Source organism: Rhizobium sp. BK049, assembly GCF_014193135.1.
In the GTDB taxonomy this organism is placed as follows: Bacteria; Pseudomonadota; Alphaproteobacteria; order Rhizobiales; family Rhizobiaceae; genus Rhizobium.
Window position 1 is genome coordinate 62372 of the sequence record NZ_JACHYV010000001.1, and the last position, 18199, is coordinate 80570.

The 18199-nt window shown below is 63.2% G+C and carries 17 protein-coding genes; 10 read left to right on the plus strand and 7 right to left on the minus strand.

Translation table 11 applies throughout. From position 1 onward, the window contains the following. Positions 1 to 3 precede the first annotated feature (3 nt). Both FHT70_RS00325 and FHT70_RS00330 read right to left on the minus strand, forming a co-directional pair. Positions 4 to 1212 carry an acyl-CoA dehydrogenase family protein gene (locus FHT70_RS00325; protein ID WP_097599620.1) on the minus strand — a complete coding sequence of 403 codons (1209 nt, stop codon included), beginning with the start codon at positions 1210 to 1212 and terminating at the stop codon, positions 4 to 6. A 78-nt stretch (positions 1213 to 1290) separates the two neighbouring features. Further along, complete coding sequence (locus tag FHT70_RS00330) at positions 1291 to 2337, minus strand: substrate-binding domain-containing protein (RefSeq protein ID WP_183698272.1); 1047 nt, start codon at positions 2335 to 2337, stop codon at positions 1291 to 1293. Between the two features lie 232 nt (positions 2338 to 2569). Between FHT70_RS00330 and FHT70_RS00335 the strand changes: the two genes are divergently transcribed. The 10 genes from FHT70_RS00335 to FHT70_RS00380 all read left to right on the plus strand — a co-directional run bounded on the left by FHT70_RS00335 (position 2570) and on the right by FHT70_RS00380 (position 13715). Further along, a complete protein-coding gene (locus FHT70_RS00335) occupies positions 2570 to 4054 on the plus strand; it encodes a sugar ABC transporter ATP-binding protein (protein ID WP_183698273.1) in 1485 nt (494 codons plus the stop codon). Further along, positions 4051 to 5100 carry an ABC transporter permease gene (locus FHT70_RS00340; RefSeq protein ID WP_183698274.1) on the plus strand — a complete coding sequence of 350 codons (1050 nt, stop codon included), beginning with the start codon at positions 4051 to 4053 and terminating at the stop codon, positions 5098 to 5100. Before FHT70_RS00335 ends, FHT70_RS00340 begins: the two co-directional genes overlap by 4 nt. An 18-nt stretch (positions 5101 to 5118) precedes the next feature. After that, positions 5119 to 6516, plus strand: a complete 1398-nt coding sequence (locus tag FHT70_RS00345; RefSeq protein WP_183698275.1) for an LLM class flavin-dependent oxidoreductase — start codon at positions 5119 to 5121, stop codon at positions 6514 to 6516. A 123-nt stretch (positions 6517 to 6639) separates the two neighbouring features. Next, entirely contained in the window at positions 6640 to 8250 is a 1611-nt protein-coding gene (locus tag FHT70_RS00350; RefSeq protein ID WP_097599616.1) for an ABC transporter substrate-binding protein, read from the plus strand. Between the two features lie 40 nt (positions 8251 to 8290). After that, positions 8291 to 9280 (plus strand): ABC transporter permease, encoded by a 990-nt coding sequence (locus FHT70_RS00355; protein ID WP_097599615.1) that lies wholly within the window; start codon positions 8291 to 8293, stop codon positions 9278 to 9280. After that, positions 9277 to 10110, plus strand: a complete 834-nt coding sequence (locus FHT70_RS00360) for an ABC transporter permease (RefSeq protein ID WP_183698276.1) — start codon at positions 9277 to 9279, stop codon at positions 10108 to 10110. The genes FHT70_RS00355 and FHT70_RS00360 overlap by 4 nt, the downstream gene beginning before the upstream one ends. Further along, positions 10107 to 10901: an ABC transporter ATP-binding protein gene (locus tag FHT70_RS00365; protein WP_183698277.1), complete on the plus strand. Its 795-nt coding sequence runs from the start codon at positions 10107 to 10109 to the stop codon at positions 10899 to 10901. Before FHT70_RS00360 ends, FHT70_RS00365 begins: the two co-directional genes overlap by 4 nt. Further along, positions 10898 to 11680, plus strand: a complete 783-nt coding sequence (locus FHT70_RS00370) for an ATP-binding cassette domain-containing protein (RefSeq protein WP_183698278.1) — start codon at positions 10898 to 10900, stop codon at positions 11678 to 11680. The genes FHT70_RS00365 and FHT70_RS00370 overlap by 4 nt, the downstream gene beginning before the upstream one ends. A 10-nt stretch (positions 11681 to 11690) precedes the next feature. Continuing rightward, positions 11691 to 12782: an aminotransferase class V-fold PLP-dependent enzyme gene (locus tag FHT70_RS00375; protein WP_183698279.1), complete on the plus strand. Its 1092-nt coding sequence runs from the start codon at positions 11691 to 11693 to the stop codon at positions 12780 to 12782. Between the two features lie 63 nt (positions 12783 to 12845). Beyond that, a complete protein-coding gene (locus FHT70_RS00380) occupies positions 12846 to 13715 on the plus strand; it encodes a glycerophosphodiester phosphodiesterase family protein (protein ID WP_183698280.1) in 870 nt (289 codons plus the stop codon). Here the strand turns inward: FHT70_RS00380 and FHT70_RS00385 are convergent. From FHT70_RS00385 to FHT70_RS00405, 5 genes are read right to left on the minus strand one after another with little or no spacing between them, the layout of a single operon-like run. Further along, the gene (locus FHT70_RS00385; protein WP_183698281.1) at positions 13712 to 14533 is read right to left on the minus strand and encodes an inositol monophosphatase family protein; all 822 of its coding nucleotides are present in this window, start codon (positions 14531 to 14533) and stop codon (positions 13712 to 13714) included. The genes FHT70_RS00380 and FHT70_RS00385 overlap by 4 nt on opposite strands. After that, positions 14533 to 15537, minus strand: coding sequence for a LacI family DNA-binding transcriptional regulator (locus FHT70_RS00390; RefSeq protein WP_183698282.1), 1005 nt, complete (start codon positions 15535 to 15537; stop codon positions 14533 to 14535). The genes FHT70_RS00385 and FHT70_RS00390 overlap by 1 nt, the downstream gene beginning before the upstream one ends. Continuing rightward, positions 15530 to 16300, minus strand: a complete 771-nt coding sequence (locus FHT70_RS00395) for a glycerophosphodiester phosphodiesterase (RefSeq protein WP_183698283.1) — start codon at positions 16298 to 16300, stop codon at positions 15530 to 15532. Before FHT70_RS00395 ends, FHT70_RS00390 begins: the two co-directional genes overlap by 8 nt. After that, positions 16300 to 17355 (minus strand): ABC transporter ATP-binding protein, encoded by a 1056-nt coding sequence (locus tag FHT70_RS00400; protein WP_183698284.1) that lies wholly within the window; start codon positions 17353 to 17355, stop codon positions 16300 to 16302. The genes FHT70_RS00395 and FHT70_RS00400 overlap by 1 nt, the downstream gene beginning before the upstream one ends. Next, on the minus strand, positions 17355 to 18197 hold the full coding sequence (locus tag FHT70_RS00405) for a carbohydrate ABC transporter permease (protein WP_085781561.1): 843 nt from the start codon (positions 18195 to 18197) through the stop codon (positions 17355 to 17357). The genes FHT70_RS00400 and FHT70_RS00405 overlap by 1 nt, the downstream gene beginning before the upstream one ends. Positions 18198 to 18199 lie beyond the last annotated feature (2 nt).

Below are 18199 nucleotides of genomic sequence, written 5' to 3' on the forward strand. Positions count from 1 at the left end.
GCCTCAGCTGTAGAGGCTGACCTCCGGTATCTTATCGTTGAGCACGAATTCGCCGACTTCCTTGGCCTTGTAGAAGACGGGATCGTGCAGCGTATGGGTGCGGACATTCCGCCAGAATCGGTCGAAGCGGTATTTGTCGGCCGTCGAGCGTGCACCGGTCAGCTCGAAAACGCGCGAGGTGATGTCGAGCGAGACATGGGTGGCGTGAACCTTGGCGGCATAGGCTTCGGCCGCCGCTTCGCCGCGCTCGCGTTCAGTCACCTTCAGGCCACGGGCAAGGCCAGCCTGCACCGCAGCGGCCGCGCTGTCGGCAAGCGCTGCCGAGGCCTTGAGCGCCGCGGTGAATTCGCCGACACGTTCGAGGATATAGGGATCGTCGGCCGCCCGCTCTACGCCCGAGGTGATCCACGGCCGGGTGGTGGTGCGCACATAATCCACCGCCGCCTGCAGCGCGCCTTCGGCGGTGCCGAGATAGAAGTTGACGAAAACAAGCTGGATGAAGGGCGTGTTGAAGGTTGAAAGCACCGGCGCGGCGGCATCAGGTGCGGCGGGGGCGCCAACGAAATCCTCCTCGTAGACGGGAAAGTCGCGGAATTCGACACTGCCGCTATCCGACAGGCGCTGGCCAATATTGTCCCAGTCGTCATTGGCGACATAGCCCGGCCGATTGGTCGGCACGGCAAAGCCGGCGATCTTGTCGTCGAGCGCCGCATTGGCGTTGATGTAGTCGGAGACACGCGCCGCCGTGGAGAAGGACTTGCGTCCGTTCAGCACATAGCCGTTGCCGCGGCGGGTAAGCACCAGACCGGGATCGCGCGGGTTGACGGCGGCGCCCCAGTAGAGGTTCCTGGCGACGGTTTCGCTGCCGAGTGCATGGGCACGCGCCGGATCGAGCGCCCAGTAAATGTACTGGCTGTTGACATAATGGTAGCCGAGCAGCTGGCCGATCGAGCTCTCGCCCCGGGCGAGGATGCGCACCAGCTTCAGACCGTCGACCCAGTCGAGGCCGCCGCCACCAATCTCGGTAGGATGCAACGCGTTCAGCAGCCCGGCATTCTTCAGCTTGACGATTTCAGCGAGCGGCGGACGACCGTCGCGATCGAGGTCTGCGGCGCGGCGGGAAAGGTCGGCCGAAATCTCCTCGGCACGGGCAAAGAGGTCTTCTCGCGTCGGGTTGCGGCTCACCGCGAAGACGACATTGGACTGGCTCATGGACGGGGCTCCTATTCTCCAAAAAGATGATCCGGCGGGAGCCGAGTGCTCCCGCCGGAAGGATCGCGCTGAAAAGCCTTAGAACAGCTTGTCCGGGATCCAGCTCGCGGTCGCCGCATCGCTCGTGCTGAAGGCCGGGATCTTGGCCGCCAGATCCTCGATCGTCCTGACGCCAGCGGCGCGCAGGCTTTCCTGCGTCAGAAGGGTCGGCTTGACGGTAATCTGATGGGGAACCGTCTGCCCGGCGATTTCCAGCGCCGCAGCGCGGATGGAGACGGCGCCGACGACGGCAGGATTGGTCGCCACCGTTGCGACCCAGGGGCTGCCCTCCTCGGTGATCTCCTGGATATCGGCTGTGGAAACGTCGGCCGAATAGATCTTGAGTTTCTCGGCGATGCCAAGGTCGTTTGCGGCAAGTTTTACGCCGCGGGCGAATTCGTCATAGGGCGCGAAGACGACAGATATATCCGGATTGGCGGCCAGCGCGGCCTTGGCCTGGTCGGCGGTCGAGGTCGCCGTCGTGTCGCTGACATTGCCGAAGCGGGCCTTTTCTACGACGCCCCTATTCTCCGACTTGAATTTGTCCCAAACCTCGTTGCGGCGGTCGAGGGGCGCAAAGCCGGCGACATAGACATAGCCCGCTTTGAATTCCTTGCCGTTGTCCTTTACCACCTGCTCGAGAGCGAGGGATGCGAGTTCATGGTCGCTCTGCTCGACCTGCGGAATCTTCGGGTTGTTGAGGTTGACGTCGAAGGCCACGACCTTGATGCCCTTGTCGAGCGCCTGCTGGACCACGTCGCCGAGCGATTCCGGCAGGCCGTGGTCGATGACAATGCCGGAGACGCCGAGATTGATCGCCTGCAGGATCTGTTCTCGCTGCTCGGCGGCATCCTGCCGGCCGGGGAAGACGCGCAGGTCGATATCCAGAGCCTTGGCCTGGGCCTCAGCACCGGCCTGATATGCCTGGAAGAAATCGCCCGCCGAGATATAGCTGATCAGCGCCACCTTGACGCCGCCCTTGTCGAAGGGTGCCGGAGCACCGGACAGGCCGTCGGCGTGTGCGCCTTGAATGAGAATAAACGGAATGACGGCGGCGGAGAGTGCGAGCCGTGCGAGGGATTTCATCGTCGCGTTCCTTCTAACAATCGGAGGCGTCGTCTGACAGGTTCCAGCCCTCGCGACGCGTCGATTTATTAGATATAATATCTATACTTTTAGTAGATTAAATGATCCGATTTTGCCGGCTGCGGGAGATTCTTTGTTTCCCGGGCATAGTTCACCAGGGAAATGCGTGCCTGGAATTCGCTCCCACGAACGGGGCACAATTCCGCTTCGAATGCAGTTCCGGATCTTGTCGATGCCGCTTCTTCACATTGGAAACATCACCCGCAGTTTCGGGTCGACGCGGGCGCTGGCTGGCGCGGATCTTTCTATAGAGCGCGGCGAGATCGTGGCGCTAATGGGTGCAAACGGCGCCGGCAAATCGACACTGGTAAAGATCCTTTCCGGGGTGCTCGCGGCTGATGGCGGCACGATCCATCTCGAGGGCCACCCTTTCGCGCCGCGCAGCCCGGCCGAAGCGGCGAAAGCAGGTGTCGTCACCGTGCACCAATCGACAGATATCGTCGGCGCGGCGGGACTGACCGTTGCCGATGCGCTGCTGCTTAATCGTTTCGCCGATTGCAGCACACCCTTCTTCGTGTCACGCGCCGGCATCCGCCGCGCCGCACAGGCGATGCTCGATGCCGCCGGCTTCAGCCTGCCGCTCGACCGTGATTTTGGGGAACTTACCAGCGCTGACCGGCAACTCGTGGCAATCGCCCGCGCACTTGCCAATCGCGCCGATCTCCTCATTCTCGACGAGCCGACGGCAAGCCTTTCCGGCGAGGAAAGCCGACGGCTGTTCGATATTTTGCTGAGGCTGCGCAAGCGGGGCCTAGCGATCCTCTATATCTCGCATCGTACAGCCGATCTCGAAGCGATCGCCGACCGTGCGCTCGTCATGCGCGGCGGCCGGGTCGTCGGAACCTTCTCGCGGCCGATCGATTTTTCGAGCGCCATCGAGACAATGATCGGCCGCAAGCTGGAAGCGGCGCGGCCTGATGCGCGGCCGGCGATCGGCCCGGCGATTTTCGAAATGCGCGATGTCAGCCTGCTGCCGGAAGGCGCGACCTTCGACCTGTCGCTGCATGAGGGCGAGGTGGTGGCGGTCACCGGCGTGCTCGGCGCCGGCAAGAGCAGGTTGCTCCGGGCGATCTTCGGCGTGACGGCGCTTCAGCGTGGCGCGATGTTTCTCGACGGCCGGCCGTACCGGCCGAAGAGTGCGGCCGAAGCAATCGCAGCGGGTGTCGCCATGGCGGCGGAAGACCGGCATCGCTCTTCGCTCATGCCGCCGGCATGGCCAGGTCATTCGCTGTCGGCAACCATCAGCCTGCCGCATCTCGGCAAATGGTACCCGCATGGTTTCCTTCTCGGCGGCCGTGAGCGACGCGAGGCCGAGCAAGCGATCGTCCGTCTCGGAATCAAGGCCGCAGGCCCGCTCGCATCGATCTGGTCGCTTTCCGGCGGCAACCAGCAGAAGGCGGTGATCGCCCGCTGGGAGGCCGAACCGAGCCGGCTGCTGCTGCTCGACGAACCTTTCCAGGGCGTCGATGTCGGCGCCCGCCGCGACATTATCCGGGCCATCCGCGCCCGCACCGACCGGGCGACGCTGATTGCGACCTCCGATCCGGAGGAGGCCTATGAGGTGGCCGACCGCATCCTCGTCATCGACCGCCACGTGTTGAGACCTGCGGCCGACGATGCCGCCCTTCGTCCTGAAATCCAGGGAATATCCGTATGACGACGATCGACGAAGAAACCGTGCCGCAGGCAGGCGCCGTGCCGCGGGCCGACCGCAATCCACTGGCCGCCCTCGGCGCGTTTCTGCGTGCGGGCGCGGTCTTCATCCTGCTTGCGCTCCTCGTCGTCGGCTTCACCATGGCCGAGCCCGCCTTCATCAATATCGCCAATCTGATGAGCATCCTGCAGGCGGTTTCCGTGGTCGCCATTCTTGGCGCCGGCGTCACCGTCACACTCGCCGTCGGCGGCTTCGATCTGTCGATCGGCGCAGTCGCCGCATCGAGCGTCATGGCGGCGAGTTACGCGATGATCGTGTGGGGCTTCGACGCTTATGCGACGGTGCCGCTGGTCCTCGCCTTCGGCGCCCTGGTCGGTCTCGTCAACGCCTTCCTCATCGTCCGCCTGAAGGTGCCGGACCTGCTGGCGACACTGGCGATGATGTTCCTGCTCTCCGGCCTGCAGCTGATCCCGACGGCAGGCCGGTCGATTTCTGCGGGTCTCACCTTGCCCGACGGCTCGAAGGCAACCGGGGCCTACGACCCGGCCTTCCTGCTGATCGGCCGCTACAGCATCCTCGGCACCCTGCCCGTTTCCGTGGTGCTGATGGCCGCAGTCGCTGTTCTCCTTTTCATCCTCACCGAGCGCACCCGCATAGGCCGGCTGCTGTTTGCGACCGGCGGCAATGAGGTCGCCACCCGGCTTGCGGGAGCCTCGACCGTCAAGCTGAAGACCCTTGCCTATGTCCTGTCGGGCACGCTGGCATCGCTCGGCGGCATCGTCATCGCCGCCCGTGTCGGGCGCGGGGACGTCTCTTCCGGCGGCTCGCTGCTGATGGATTCGGTCGCTGCCGCACTGATCGGTTTCGCCGTCCTCAATCTCAGGCGTCCGAACGTGCTCGGTACCATCGCCGGCGCCGTCTTCGTCGGCGTGCTCTTGAACGGTCTCACCATGCTGAACGCCCCCTACTACACCCAGGATTTCGTCAAGGGCGCCGTGCTCGTCGGAGCCTTGGCCCTGACCTACGGCCTCGGCCGTAGCAATCCGTAATTTCAAGGAAGAAAAGACATGACCCGCCAAATCAGGCTGAACGCCTTCGATATGAATTGCGTCGGACATCAGTCGCCGGGGCTCTGGCGCCATCCGCGCGACAAGTCCTGGACGTACAAGGATCTCGACTATTGGGTGCATCTGGCAAAGACGCTAGAGCGCGGCAAGTTCGACGGGCTGTTCATCGCCGACGTGCTCGGCGTCTACGATGTGCTGAACGGCAATGTCGATGCGGCACTGCGCCATTCCGCGCAGGTGCCGGTCAACGATCCGCTGCAGCTCATCCCGACGATGTCTCACGAGACCGAGCATCTCGGCTTCGGCCTGACCGCCTCACTGTCTTTCGAGCATCCCTACACTTTCGCCCGGCGCATCTCGACGCTTGACCACCTGACGAAGGGGCGTGTCGGCTGGAACATCGTCACCTCCTATCTCAACAGCGGCGCGCTGAATATCGGCCAGCCCGCGCAGACGAAGCATGACGATCGTTACGATCTCGCCGAGGAATATCTCGAGGTCTGCTACAAGCTGTGGGAGGGCAGCTGGGAGGACGGTGCCGTCGTTCGCGACCGGGAAAGCGGTATCTTCACCCATCCGGACAAGGTCCATCCGATCAACCATTCCGGCAAGCATTTCAACGTGCCCGGCATCCATTTGAGCGAACCCTCGCCGCAGCGCACGCCGGTGCTCTACCAGGCCGGCGCCTCCAGCCGCGGCAAGGATTTCGCCGGCGCCCACGCCGAATGCATCTTCGTCGCCTCGCCGTCAAAGGCCGTGTTGAAACGCTATGTCGCCAATGTCCGCGAGGCAGCCGAGCGCGTCGGCCGCAACCCACGCGAAATCCTTGCCTTCAACCTGCAGACTGTGGTGCTCGGCGAGACGGATGCCGAGGCGCAGCGCAAGTTCAACGAATACCGCAAATACGCCTCCTTCGAGGGCGCATTGACGTTGATCTCCGGCTGGACGGGCATCGATTTCGGTCAGTTCGCACCCGATGAGGTGCTGCGGCATCGTCATACCAATGCGGTGCAATCGGCCGTCGAGACCTTCACCACGATTGATCCCACAAAGGAATGGACGGTGCGCGAAATGGCCGATTGGGTCGGCGTCGGCGGCTTCGGTCCAGTTTTCGTCGGCTCGCCGCAGACAGTCGCTGATCTGATGCAGGAATGGATCGAGGATACCGATGTCGACGGATTCAACCTCGCCTATGCCGTGACGCCCGAGAGTTTCGAGGATGCCGTCGACCTGCTGGTGCCGGAATTGCAGAAGCGCGGCGTCTACAAGACCGAATATGCCAAGGGAACGCTGCGGGAAAAGCTTGGGGGAGCAGGCCCGCGGCTTGTCGCGCCGCATCCAGGGGCCGCCTACCGCAATCTCTCGGGTGAGCCAGCGCGCCTGGCCGCCAACGGTTGAGCAAATAATGGCTGGGTGACAAGAAATGTCTCGCGAACCCCGATCATTCGAAATTAATCTCGATGACAATCGGCATTTCGACGTGAATATGGCCGCTCGGAATTTGATCGATCAGGAGGGCGCATGACCATTCCAGAAATCTCACGGCGCACGCTGATGAAGGGCACCGCCCTGCTGCTTGCCTCGACGGCGCTTGCCAGGCAGGCCCTGGCGCAGGCCGAGCCAAGCGGCGGTCGGCTGGTCGTCGCGGCTGATTCCGAACCGAAGAACCTCAATCCCGCCATTGTCGCCTCGAACGGCGTCTTCTTCATCGCGAGCAAGGTTATTGAACCGCTCGCCGAAGCCTCGTTCGACGGCAAGGACCGTCTTGCGCCGCGCCTTGCCACCTCCTGGGAAGGCTCCCCCGACGGCCTCTCCGTTACCTTCAAGCTGCGTGATGGTGTGACCTGGCACGATGGCAAGCCCTTCACCTCGGTCGATGTTGCCTTCTCGGCGCTCAACATCTGGAAGCCGCTGCAGAATCTCGGCCGTCTGGTCTTCGCCAATCTGGAAGCTGTCGACACGCCCGACGATTACACCGCCATCTTCCGCTTCTCCAAGCCGACGCCGTTTCAGCTCATCCGCAACGCGCTGCCTGTCGTGACAAGCGTCGTCGCCAAGCACATTTTCGACGGCGCCGATATTGCCACCAATCCTGCCAACAACGCGCTTGTTGGCACCGGCCCGTTCAAATTTGCCGAACACAAGCCCGGGGAATACTACCGGCTGGCGCGCAACGAGAACTACTGGGACAAGGAGCAGCCGAAACTCGACGAAATCGTCTTCCGGGTGCTGCCCGATCGTGCGGCCGCCGGTGCGGCCCTCGAAGCGGACGAAATCCAGCTTGCCGCCTTTTCGGCGGTGCCTCTGGCCGATCTCGACCGTATATCCAAGGTCGACGGCATCAAGGTGATCTCGAAGGGCTACGAGGCTCTAACCTATCAGCTTGTCGTCGAGATCAATCATCGCCGCAAGGAACTGGCCGACCTCAGGGTGCGCCAGGCAATCGCACATGCGATCGACAAGAAATTCGTGGTCGATACCATCTTCCTCGGCTATGCCACCGCCTCTACCGGGCCTGTGCCAAAAAATGCGCCGGAGTTCTACACGTCCGATGTCGCGATCTATGATTTCAACCCCGCTGCAGCCAACGATATTCTAGACAAGGCCGGGTACAAACAAGGGCCGGACGGCAACCGTTTCAAGCTGAAGCTGCGCCCGGCGCCCTATTTCAACGAGACCCGGCAGTTTGGCGATTACCTTCGCCAGGCGCTCGCCGTGATCGGTATCGATGCCGAGATCGTCAATGCCGATGCGGCTGCGCACCAGAAGGCTGTTTATACCGATCATGATTTCGACCTCGCGGTCGGCCCGCCGGTCTTCCGAGGCGATCCGGCGATCTCCACCACCATTCTTGTTCAATCCGGCGCACCTGCTGGCGTGCCCTTCTCGAACCAGGGCGGTTATGTCAATCCGGAACTCGACAAGATCATCAAGCAGGCATCCGAGACAGTCGACACGGCGGCGCGTACCGACCTCTACCGCAAGTTCCAGGAACTCGTTGTCGCCGACTTGCCACTGATCAACGTGGCGGAATGGGGTTTCATCACCGTCGCGCGCGATACCGTGCTCAACGTCTCGAACAACCCACGCTGGGCCGTCTCGAACTGGGGCGATACCGCGCTGCAATCGTGATAGGATCGGCGGCAACTCTCTTCCAGAGGCCCTCTCCGGCGTGAAACGAGCGATCATCCTCCTGAGGCGCAGGGCAATCAGCAGCATTCCGGTGCTGCTGATCGTGGTGATTTTCACTTTTTTCCTGCTCGAGTCCGCCTCCGGAGATGCGGTGGATGCCTATCTTGGTTCGATCGGCGGCGGCGATGCTGCGCTGATCCAGTCGCTGCGCGAAAGCTATGGCCTCGACCGCTCCATGCTCGCACGCCTCTGGCTCTATCTTTCGTCACTGGCGCGCTTCGATCTCGGCTGGTCGGTCGCCTTCGACCGGCCGGTTGGTGAACTGATCGCCGAGCGCCTGCCCAACACGCTGCTCCTGATGGGCAGTGCGACAGCGCTTTCCTTCGGCCTCGGTTCAGCGCTCGGCATCTTTGCCGGCGCGCGGCCGGGCAGCATGCGGGACCGGCTGCTGTCGATTGGTTCTCTTGTTGTTTATGCCATTCCGAGCTTCTGGCTCGGCCTGGTGCTCAGCATTGCGTTTTCGGTGAAGCTGCGCTGGTTTCCGATCGCCGGCATCGAAACGATCGCGTCCGGCAAGACCGGCCTTGCGCGCGCGCTTGACATATCGGACCATCTGGTTCTTCCGGTCGGCGCGCTTGCCCTGATCTATCTCGGCCTGTTCCTGCGGGTCATGCGTGCTGGCATGGCGGATGCATGGAAGCTCGATTTCGTGCTCTTTGCCCGTGCCAAGGGCCTGTCGCGCAGCCGCATCGTGCTGCGCCATGTCGCGCGCAACGCGCTGCTGCCGCTCGTCACCATGCTCGGTCTGCAATCGGCGGCCATGCTTGGCGGCAGCGTTGTGATCGAGAGCGTTTTCGCCATTCCAGGTTTCGGGCGGCTGGCACAGGAGGCGGTCAACGGCCGCGACGCGCCGCTTTTGATGGGCATCGTCGTTACCAGCGCGGTTCTGGTCATCTCGATCAATTTCCTCATTGATCTCGTCTATGCCGTGCTCGACCCCCGCATCGGCGCTTCTGAGGGTGGTGCATGAGCGGTCTCCAGCGATTCCTGCGCCAGCCGGAAGGCATGACAGGGCTCGTGATCCTGATCACCCTGCTTTTAGCGAGCCTGTTCGCACCTATCGTCTCGCCGGGCGATCCGTTGAGGATCGCCGGCCGCGCGCTGATTGCGCCGTTCACCGATCCGGCTTTTCCGCTCGGCACCGATCGGCTCGGCCGCGATGTCCTCGCCGGTCTGCTTTACGGAGCACGCACTTCGTTTGCCGTCGGTCTTGCGGCGGCGCTTTCGGCGATGTGCCTTGGCGTCTGCGTCGGCATGGCGGCCGGTCTTGCCGGCGGGGTCGTCGACGAGGCGCTGATGCGTGTGGTCGATGCCTTCCAGATCGTGCCGGCTTTCCTGCTTGCGCTCGCCTTCGTCAGCACCATCGGCGTCTCGACGCCTGTCGTCGTCCTTGCCATCGCGCTCGGCGCCTGGGCCGATCCGGCGCGGCTGACGCGGGCGCAGGTGCTGGCGATCCGAGAACAGGATTACGTCGCCTCGGCAGGGGTAATCGGCATGCATCCGATTGAGATCGCCGTCCGCGAGATCCTGCCGAACGCATTGCCGCCGGTGCTGGCGCTTTCCGCCACCATCGTGGCCGGCGCGATCCTCACCGAGGCGGCACTTTCGTTTCTTGGGCTTGGCAATCCGAATATTGCCACCTGGGGGTCGATGATTGCCGAGGGACGCAGCGTGCTGCGTTCGGCGTCCTATCTCTCGGTTATTCCCGGCTGCGCCCTCGCGGTGACCGTACTCGGCGTCCATCTCTTCAGCGAGGGCCTCGGCAAGGCGTTGGCCGACAACGGCGTGAGGGCGGCATGAGCGACGCTTTTTGCAGCCTGCAAAAATTTTCGGTCGTCTATGGACGTGGGAGGAACGGCACAACCGCGCTCGACAGTGTTGATCTCGATCTCATCATCGGCGAGAGGCTGGCCATCATAGGCGAAAGCGGCTCCGGCAAGAGCACGCTCGCCCGCGCGCTCGCCGGTCTGCTGCCTGAAGAGGCGAAGGTCGAAGGCGAGATGCTTTGGCCGGGACTTCGCCACCCGCCCCGTCCGGGTCGTGACTTCGGCTTCGTCTTTCAGGATCCAGGCTCCAGCCTCAACCCCGTGCTGAGGATCGGCGAACAGATCGCGGAAGCCGCCAGGCGTCATCTCGGGCTGAGCTGGAAACAGGCTTATGCCAAAGCCGAGGAATTGCTCGAGCGAGTGCGAATGCCTCAGCCTGACAGGGCGATGCGGGCCTTTGCGCACCAGCTTTCAGGAGGTCAACGCCAGCGCGTGGCGATCGCAGCGGCAATTGCCGCAAAACCTGCGCTGTTGATCGCCGACGAGGCGACGAGCGCGCTCGACGTCGTCGTCCAGGCCGAGATCATTCGCCTGCTCGACGGTCTGGTACGCGAGGACGGCATGACGCTTGTCTTCATCACCCATGACATCGCCCTTGCCTCCGGCTTCGTCGACCGCCTCGCCGTCTTCCGCAATGCGAAACTGGTCGAGAAAGGTCTCGCGCGCTCGGTGCTTTCGGCTCCCAAAAGCGATTATACCGCCGACCTCATCGCCAGCCATCGCGACCTGTTGACGCCGCCGCTGATCGCAGGGGCGCCGTCATGAAGCCGACGCTGCTTTCCATAGCAAATATCTCGAAAGACTTTTCCTCTTCAGGCCATCGGCTCGCCGCTCTCGACAATGTCTCGCTGACGATCGCGGCCGGCGAAACGCTCGGCCTCGTCGGCGCTTCCGGCAGCGGAAAATCGACCCTGTCGCGCATTCTGCTGCGGCTTCTCCCTTGTGATGCCGGTTCGATCTGCTTCGAGGGAGAGGATTGGCTTGCCTTGAACGGCGCATCTCTACGCCGCAAACGGGCGCGCATGCAGATGGTATTCCAGGACCCGCTTGCCGCTTTCAATCCGCTGGCGAGTGTTGCTGCGGTTCTCGATGATCCGCTGCGCATTCATGGCATCGTGCCCAGGGATCAGCGGGCCGGCGAGATCGCGGTGCTTCTCGACCGCGTGGGCCTGCCTGCCAGCTATGCCGGCCGGCCGATCCGCACGCTCTCGGGCGGCCAGCGCCAGCGTGTGGCGATTGCCCGGTCTATTGCCACGCGTCCCTCTCTTTTGGTGCTCGATGAGGCAGTCTCAGCGCTCGATGTCACGGTGCGCGGCAAGGTCCTCGAACTTCTGGTGAGCCTGCAGAAAGAACAGGGCATTGCCTGTCTGTTCATTTCGCACGATCTTGCCGTCGTGCGAGCCGTTTCTCACCGCATCGCCGTCATGGATCGCGGGCGGATCGTCGAGACCGGCCACGCGGCGGCTATCGTGGCCGAACCGAAATCGGCTGCCGGCCGCGCGCTTGTGGAAGCTGTTCCCCGTCTCGTGACCAATCCATCTTAAGGAAACGTCCATGTTCGATCCCGGTTGGAATCCCCTGCACGGCGCCCCCTCCTATCCAGCGGAACGCTACGCTGCCCTGGCCGACAGGATCGGCGGCGTCTTGCAGAGCCGAAACGATATATTGCTTGTGCAGGCCGAGGCGGTGGTGGCGCTGGAGGCGGTAGCCGCCAGCCTGGCGCGTCCGGGCCTTTCAGTCGTCAATATCGTCACCAGCCCCTATGGCGGCTGGTTCGGGCAATGGCTGCGGCGGGGCGGTGCCACGCTCCACGATATTATTGCCGAGCCGGGTCTGCCGATCGACATCGAGGTGATCGCAAAGGCGCTCGATCTCGCCCCTCACATCGACGTCCTCGCCATGGTTCACGCGGAATCGGCGAGCGGCATCTTGAATCCGCTGCCCGAGATCTTGGCGCTTGCCCGTGGCCGCGGCATCGTCACCATCGTCGATGCGGTCGCCTCGATCGGCGGCCATCGGCTCGAGATCGATAGTCTCGGGATCGATGTTGCGGTAATCGGGCCACAGAAGGCGCTCGGCGGCCCGGCCGGCGTTTCAGCGCTCTCCGTCAGCAGACGCGCCTGGGATCTCATTCTCAGGAAAGGTGGGCCGCGCGACTCGATCCTGTCGCTGGCCGATCTGAAGAGCTGGGTCGATGATCGCAGGCAGGGTCTGCCGGGAACGCCGGCACCGCTGGAATTCTTTGCGCTTGAAGCTGCGCTCGACCGCATCGAGGCCGAGCGTCTGGAGAATGTCATTGCCCGCCATGTGCTGGCAGGCTCGGCGACGCGGGCTGGACTTGCCGCACTGGGCGTTGCAACCTGGGTACCGGCGGCAAAGGCTTCCAATCTGGTGACGGCGGTGCGGGTGCCGGAAGAGCTGGGACCAGCAGCGCTAATCGCGACCGCCAGACGCCTGGGCGTTGAACTCGCCGCAGGTGTCGGAGCCGCCGCCCATCTCGTGCGCCTCAACCACACGGGGCCGCGCGCCTCATTCCAGACGGTGCTCTCGAATGTCGTTGCCTACGGCGCTGCCCTCAGGCAGGCAGGTCATGCCGCCGATATCGCCGCCGCTTCAGAGGCCATAGCGGTAGCTTATGGTCGCTGAACGCGATGCGGGTCTTGATAATCGCGCGCTAGCAAGGCAGGAGAGTGTCGTCGCGGGGACTGGATGCAGATGATGACATTGGCGGATTCGCAGGGCCTGGAGATTTCGCACGAGGGGCATCACACCCGTCTGAAATGGCATCGGCTGCGAAAGCGGGTTACCGATCCGCTGTTTTCCGCCGAAGTGATGGCGGAAGGTTTTGCAGCGGGTGCCTCGATGGAACTCGATCTGCGCGTGCGCGGCGACGGGGGCTTCGTCGTGCTGCACGACGAGGAGCTCGAAGGTGAAACGACGGGCCGTGGACCGATCGCTGCGAAGACCGCAGCCGACCTACGCAATGTCAGGATGAGGGAAGGCGCCCGGCCGCTGATCCTTAGCGAGGATCTCGCCGACATGATGCAGGCGACACATCCGGCCGCATTGCTGCAATTCGACATGAAGGACGATTACGAAGCTGTCGGCCCCCGCGGCATCGAGCATCTTGCGGTGCATTTCGGTGACATCACCGCCTCGGTGATCGTCAGCGGTGGCAGTCTCGACCTCATCGTGGCAGTCAAGGAAAAGCTTCCGCATCTCATGCGCGGGATCGATCCGACCGACAAGCTTTACGATATCCGACAGGCCAGCGGCTGGAGGGCGGCCGAGATGACACTGCGCGCCGACCTTCGCGGTCCGACCGAACCTGACACCATCTATCTCCACTGGCAGCTGATCCTTGATGCCGCCGAGGATGGCCTAGACCTGATCGGTCTCTGCCGGGACGAAGGCAAACGCGTCGATGCATGGACCTTCACCTTGAAGGATCCGGAGGCTGGATTCAGCGATGCGGAATGGCGGAACTTTTCGGCGCTGATGGCCCTGAAGCCGGACCAGATCACCACCGACGAAGCGCCGGCGACCGAACGCGCATGGCGCCGTCGCATCTCCGGCTAACTGGCGAGCGTCAGTCCCGCGCTCTCAAGGATGAAGGCAAATTCACCTGCGAGCCCCGGCGCATGGGCGACGACAGGGCCGCCATCGGCAAGTAGACGGGCGACCGGCGGCATCACAACCGTGGCGCCGGCCTCTTCGGCGATCAGCGCACCGGCGAGCATATCCCAGGCATTGAGGTGACGTTCGTAACAGAGGTCAGCGGCGCCCTCGGCGACGCGCACAAGATCGATGGCGGCTGCGCCCATGCGCCGATAATCCATGCCGCGCTCATATAGTCGCTTGGAGAGCGCGAGATACTCGTGGAAGCTCGTTTTGCGCGAATGCCCGAGAATGATGAGCGCACTGGCGGGATCGGCAGTCGTCGCCGCATGGATCGGCAGCCCATCCTTGAAGGCGCCGCCGCCGCGAACAGCGTGACAGACTTTATCCTCAGCAGCGTCGTAAACGACGCCGATCTCGACCTTGTCGCCGATGACAAAGGCGATCGAAACGCCCCAATAACGGAACCCCCTGATATAGTTGGTCGTGCCGTCGATCGGATCGACGACCCAGGTGCCGGCTCCTTCCGATTGCCCGCCACTCTCTTCTCCCATGAAGGTATCGTCCGGGAAGCGCGAGATGAGCCCCTGGCGGATCGCCTGCTCCGCTCTCCCGTCGGCGATGGTGACGAAGTCCTGCAATCCCTTGCTTTGAACGGCGAGAGTGCCGGGATCCGACTCGCGCCGAAACCTGGCTGTCTCCCGTCCAACCTCGAGCGCAACAGCAATGGCGGCCTCAGCCCGTGCACGGATGGCAGCGGCGTCGAATGCGGCATTCATCAGGCGGTCCTTCTTCTTATCAATGTCACCGGCGTGGACTCGACACGCGCCGTCAGCTCCGGTTCGGCCATCCGGCTGATCAGCAGGTCGACGGTTTGTTCTGCCTGGATGTCGCATGGCTGGCGGATGGTCGTCAGGTCGTAGGCGGTCCACGCGGCCTGGGGGATGTCGTCATGGCCGATAATGCGGAGCGGCGGCGTCTCGTCGCGGCTCCTACCCTGCATGACGCGGTCGATCACCCCGCAGGCCATGTAGTCATTGGCGCAGAACAGCCCATCGATGCCGGTTGCGGCCAGGCCGGTCGCCGCGTCATAACCGCTCCGATAATCGTTTATTTTGACCTGCAGGAACTGCCCCTCAACGCCAAGCTGCTTGCAGCGGGCGATGAAGGCCTCGCTGCGACGTCGCGCCGTATAGGATCTGGCCGGGGCAGCCATCACGGCGGGCTTACGCACGCCGCTATCGATCAGATGGCTGGCCGCCAGATGACCCGCCATGCTGTCGTCGGAGATGATGCGGTCGACAAAAGGAATGTCGTTGCCCTTGTTGATCAGCACGATCGGCACGCCTTCGGCCGCGCATTGTTCGCAGATTTCGGTCGGCGGTGCGTCCGATGTGACGATGACGCCTGACACGGCGTAATGCAGCAACTGGCCAATGACCGTTGAAGTATCCGCCTCCTGTGAGGTTGGCAGCAGGATCGGGCGGAAGTTACGGGCGAGCAGCGCCCGGGACAGATGCTCGATCTGCAGCGTGCGGAACGGGTTGTCGAAACCCGCGGCGACGAGACCGACGAGATCGGAACGCTTGTTGGTGAGGCTTCGGGCAAGATAATTCACTCGATAGCCGAGGTCCTTGGCGGCCTGATAGACCTTCTCGCGCGTTTTCGGCGAAACGCTGGCATCCGGCGTGAAGGCGCGCGACACGGCGGCGCGCGAGACGCCGGCCACCCGCGCCACGTCGAAAGAGGTTACCTTGCGCGGTCCCTTGTCCTTATCAGCCAAGTGCTTTCTCCTTCGTCGTCGGCGGCCGCATCAGATCGGGCAGATCGGTGCAGATGCCGAGAACCGGGAGTTTCATGAGGTCATCGAGAATGGTCCGCCGCTCTTCGTGCCAGAGCACGATCTCGCGGCCCACCTCGAAGGCACGATGCAGCAGCGACTCGGTCACCAGATCCTGCGGACGCTCCCCTGCCCTTTCCCAGCAGAGATGGAGGATATCTGCGCCGGCCTCATCACCGAGAGCATGCGGATCGTGGCCGACACGGATCAGCACCGAGAGCGGAAGATCGCAGGCAGCGTCCCTGAGTTCGCGAACCTGAGCGGTATCGAAGGAGCCAAGGCAGGCAAAGCGCTGGTTCATTTCGACAAGGTGCTGCCAGCATCGGATGCCGGTCCCCGGCGCCTTGAGCTCGACATAGAGGCCGGTCCCCGTCTCTCGAGCGAGAGCGGCGACCTGCGAAAAGCTCGGCACGTCGACGCCGTCAAGGTCGGCAAGCTCCGCCGCCGTCATTTCCGAGATGCGCCGGTCGATGCCGTAGACCCGGTCCAGATGGTCGTCATGCGAGACGACCACCACGCCGTCGCCGGTCAGCTGCGTGTCGAGCTCCCACATCTCCGCGCCGAGTTCGGCTGCGCGGCGGAACGCGGCGATAGTGTTTTCGCGTTCATGGCCGCTGGCGCCGCGATGGCCGATGCAGAATGGAAGCCGGCCCTTGGCCGTCGGCCAGCCATAACGTTCGAAGAAGGTCGAAAAATCGCGGGTCATCAGAGCCTCGTTCCGTTCTCGTCGAAGACGAACACGCCACGGCTGTCGATCCCCCAGGCGACATCGTCGCCGACGTGAATATCGTTGCGCGCCGGCTGGATCGAGCGTAGCAGCGGACCGCCGGCAAGACGCACGTCGTAAAGATTTTCTCGCCCTTGCGTTTCGGCGAAGGTGATCTTGCCGGAGACGGTAATGTCGCCGGCCGGCGTAAAATGCTCCGGCCGGACGCCAAGCATCAGCTTGCTGCCTTCGGCGGCGCCGATCGCGTCGGGCAACGGCACCCGGATCTCACTTTCCGGAATTGCGAAAGCGCCGTTTTCCATGACGCCGCGCAGGAAGGTGATCGGCGGATTGCCGAGAAAGCCGGCGACGAAGGCGGTCCTCGGATCGTTGTACATCTCGGCCGGCGTGGCGATCTGGACGATCTCGCCCTCTTTCATGATGGCGATACGGTCGCACATGCTCATCGCCTCCACCTGGTCATGGGTGACGAGGATGGCGGTGATGCCGGTCTCGCGCTGCAGGCGTCGGATCTCCGAGCGCATTTCAAGGCGCAGCTTGGCGTCGAGATTGGCGAGGGGTTCGTCGAGCAGCAGCACGTCGGGCTTGCGGATCAGTGCCCGGGCCAGCGCCACACGCTGCTGCTGGCCGCCGGAAAGCTCGGCCGGCCGGCGGCTCATCAGATTGCCGATGTGAACCAGGGCTGCGATACGATCGACCTCTTTGCGGATCTCGGCGGCAGGCGCGCCCTTGACCTTCAGAGGAAATCCAATGTTCTCGGCAACCGTCATATGCGGGTAGAGCGCATAGGACTGGAAGACGACACCGACATTGCGGGCTTGGCTCGGCAGGTCCGTGACATCCCGATCGCCGAAAAGGATGCGTCCGCCGGTCGGCCGGTGGATGCCGCAGACTGCAAAAAGCGTCGTCGACTTGCCGCAGCCGGACGGGCCAAGCAGCGCCAGCATCTCGCCGCCGGCGACCTCGAGCTGCATGTTCTCGATGACCTTGGTGGAGCCGAAGCTCTTCGAGAAATTGTCGAGGAGGATGCGCATCAGCCTTTGCTCCCGCCGCCGTAGATGTTCATGAGGTATTTGTTGAAGAGCGCGTAAGCGATCAGCACCGGAATGAGGTAGAAGAGGCCGACCGCCTTGAACATGTTGAAATCGTAATTGTTGTCGTCGGCAAGGAAGCCAGCGAGATAGACCGACAGCACCTGCACCTGGTTGCCCGGCGCCAGCACCTGCGGCAGGATGAACTCGCCCCAGCCGGACAGGAAGGAGAACAGGCCCAGCGCCATGATGCCGGGCTTGACCTGCGGCAGTACCAGGCTGCGCCAAACCCTGAAACGCGATGCGCCGTCGACGACGCCGGCCATTTCGATTTCCCAGGGTACGGTGTCGTAGAAGCCTTTCATCAGCCAGATGCCGAGCGGCAGGTCGATCGCCGCCTTCACCAGGATGACGCCGATCAGCGAGTTATAGAGGCCTATCATCTGCAGCACGATGAAGATGGCGATGATCAGCGTCACGGACGGGAAGGCATGCAGCACCATGACGCCGGCAAGGAAGAAGCCACGCGCCGGCACGTTCAGGCGCGAGAGCACATAACCGGCCATCGACGAGACGATGAGCACGACGCTGGTGGTGCTGGCTGCAAAGAGCAGCGTATTCACGGTCACCTGCCAGATGTTGGCTTTGCCCGGCGTCGTCTGCCACAGGAAACGCCAGTGATCGAGCGTCAGGCCCGACGGCAGCAAGGCGTCCTGCTGCTTTATCGTCACGGTGTCGAGGAAGAGATAGACATACATCAACAGCAGCGGCAGGCTGACGATGGTAAGCGCCGCCATGACGGGCCAGCTGCTGTAATTTGCCGAGGGCTGGGATCGTTCGGCCATGA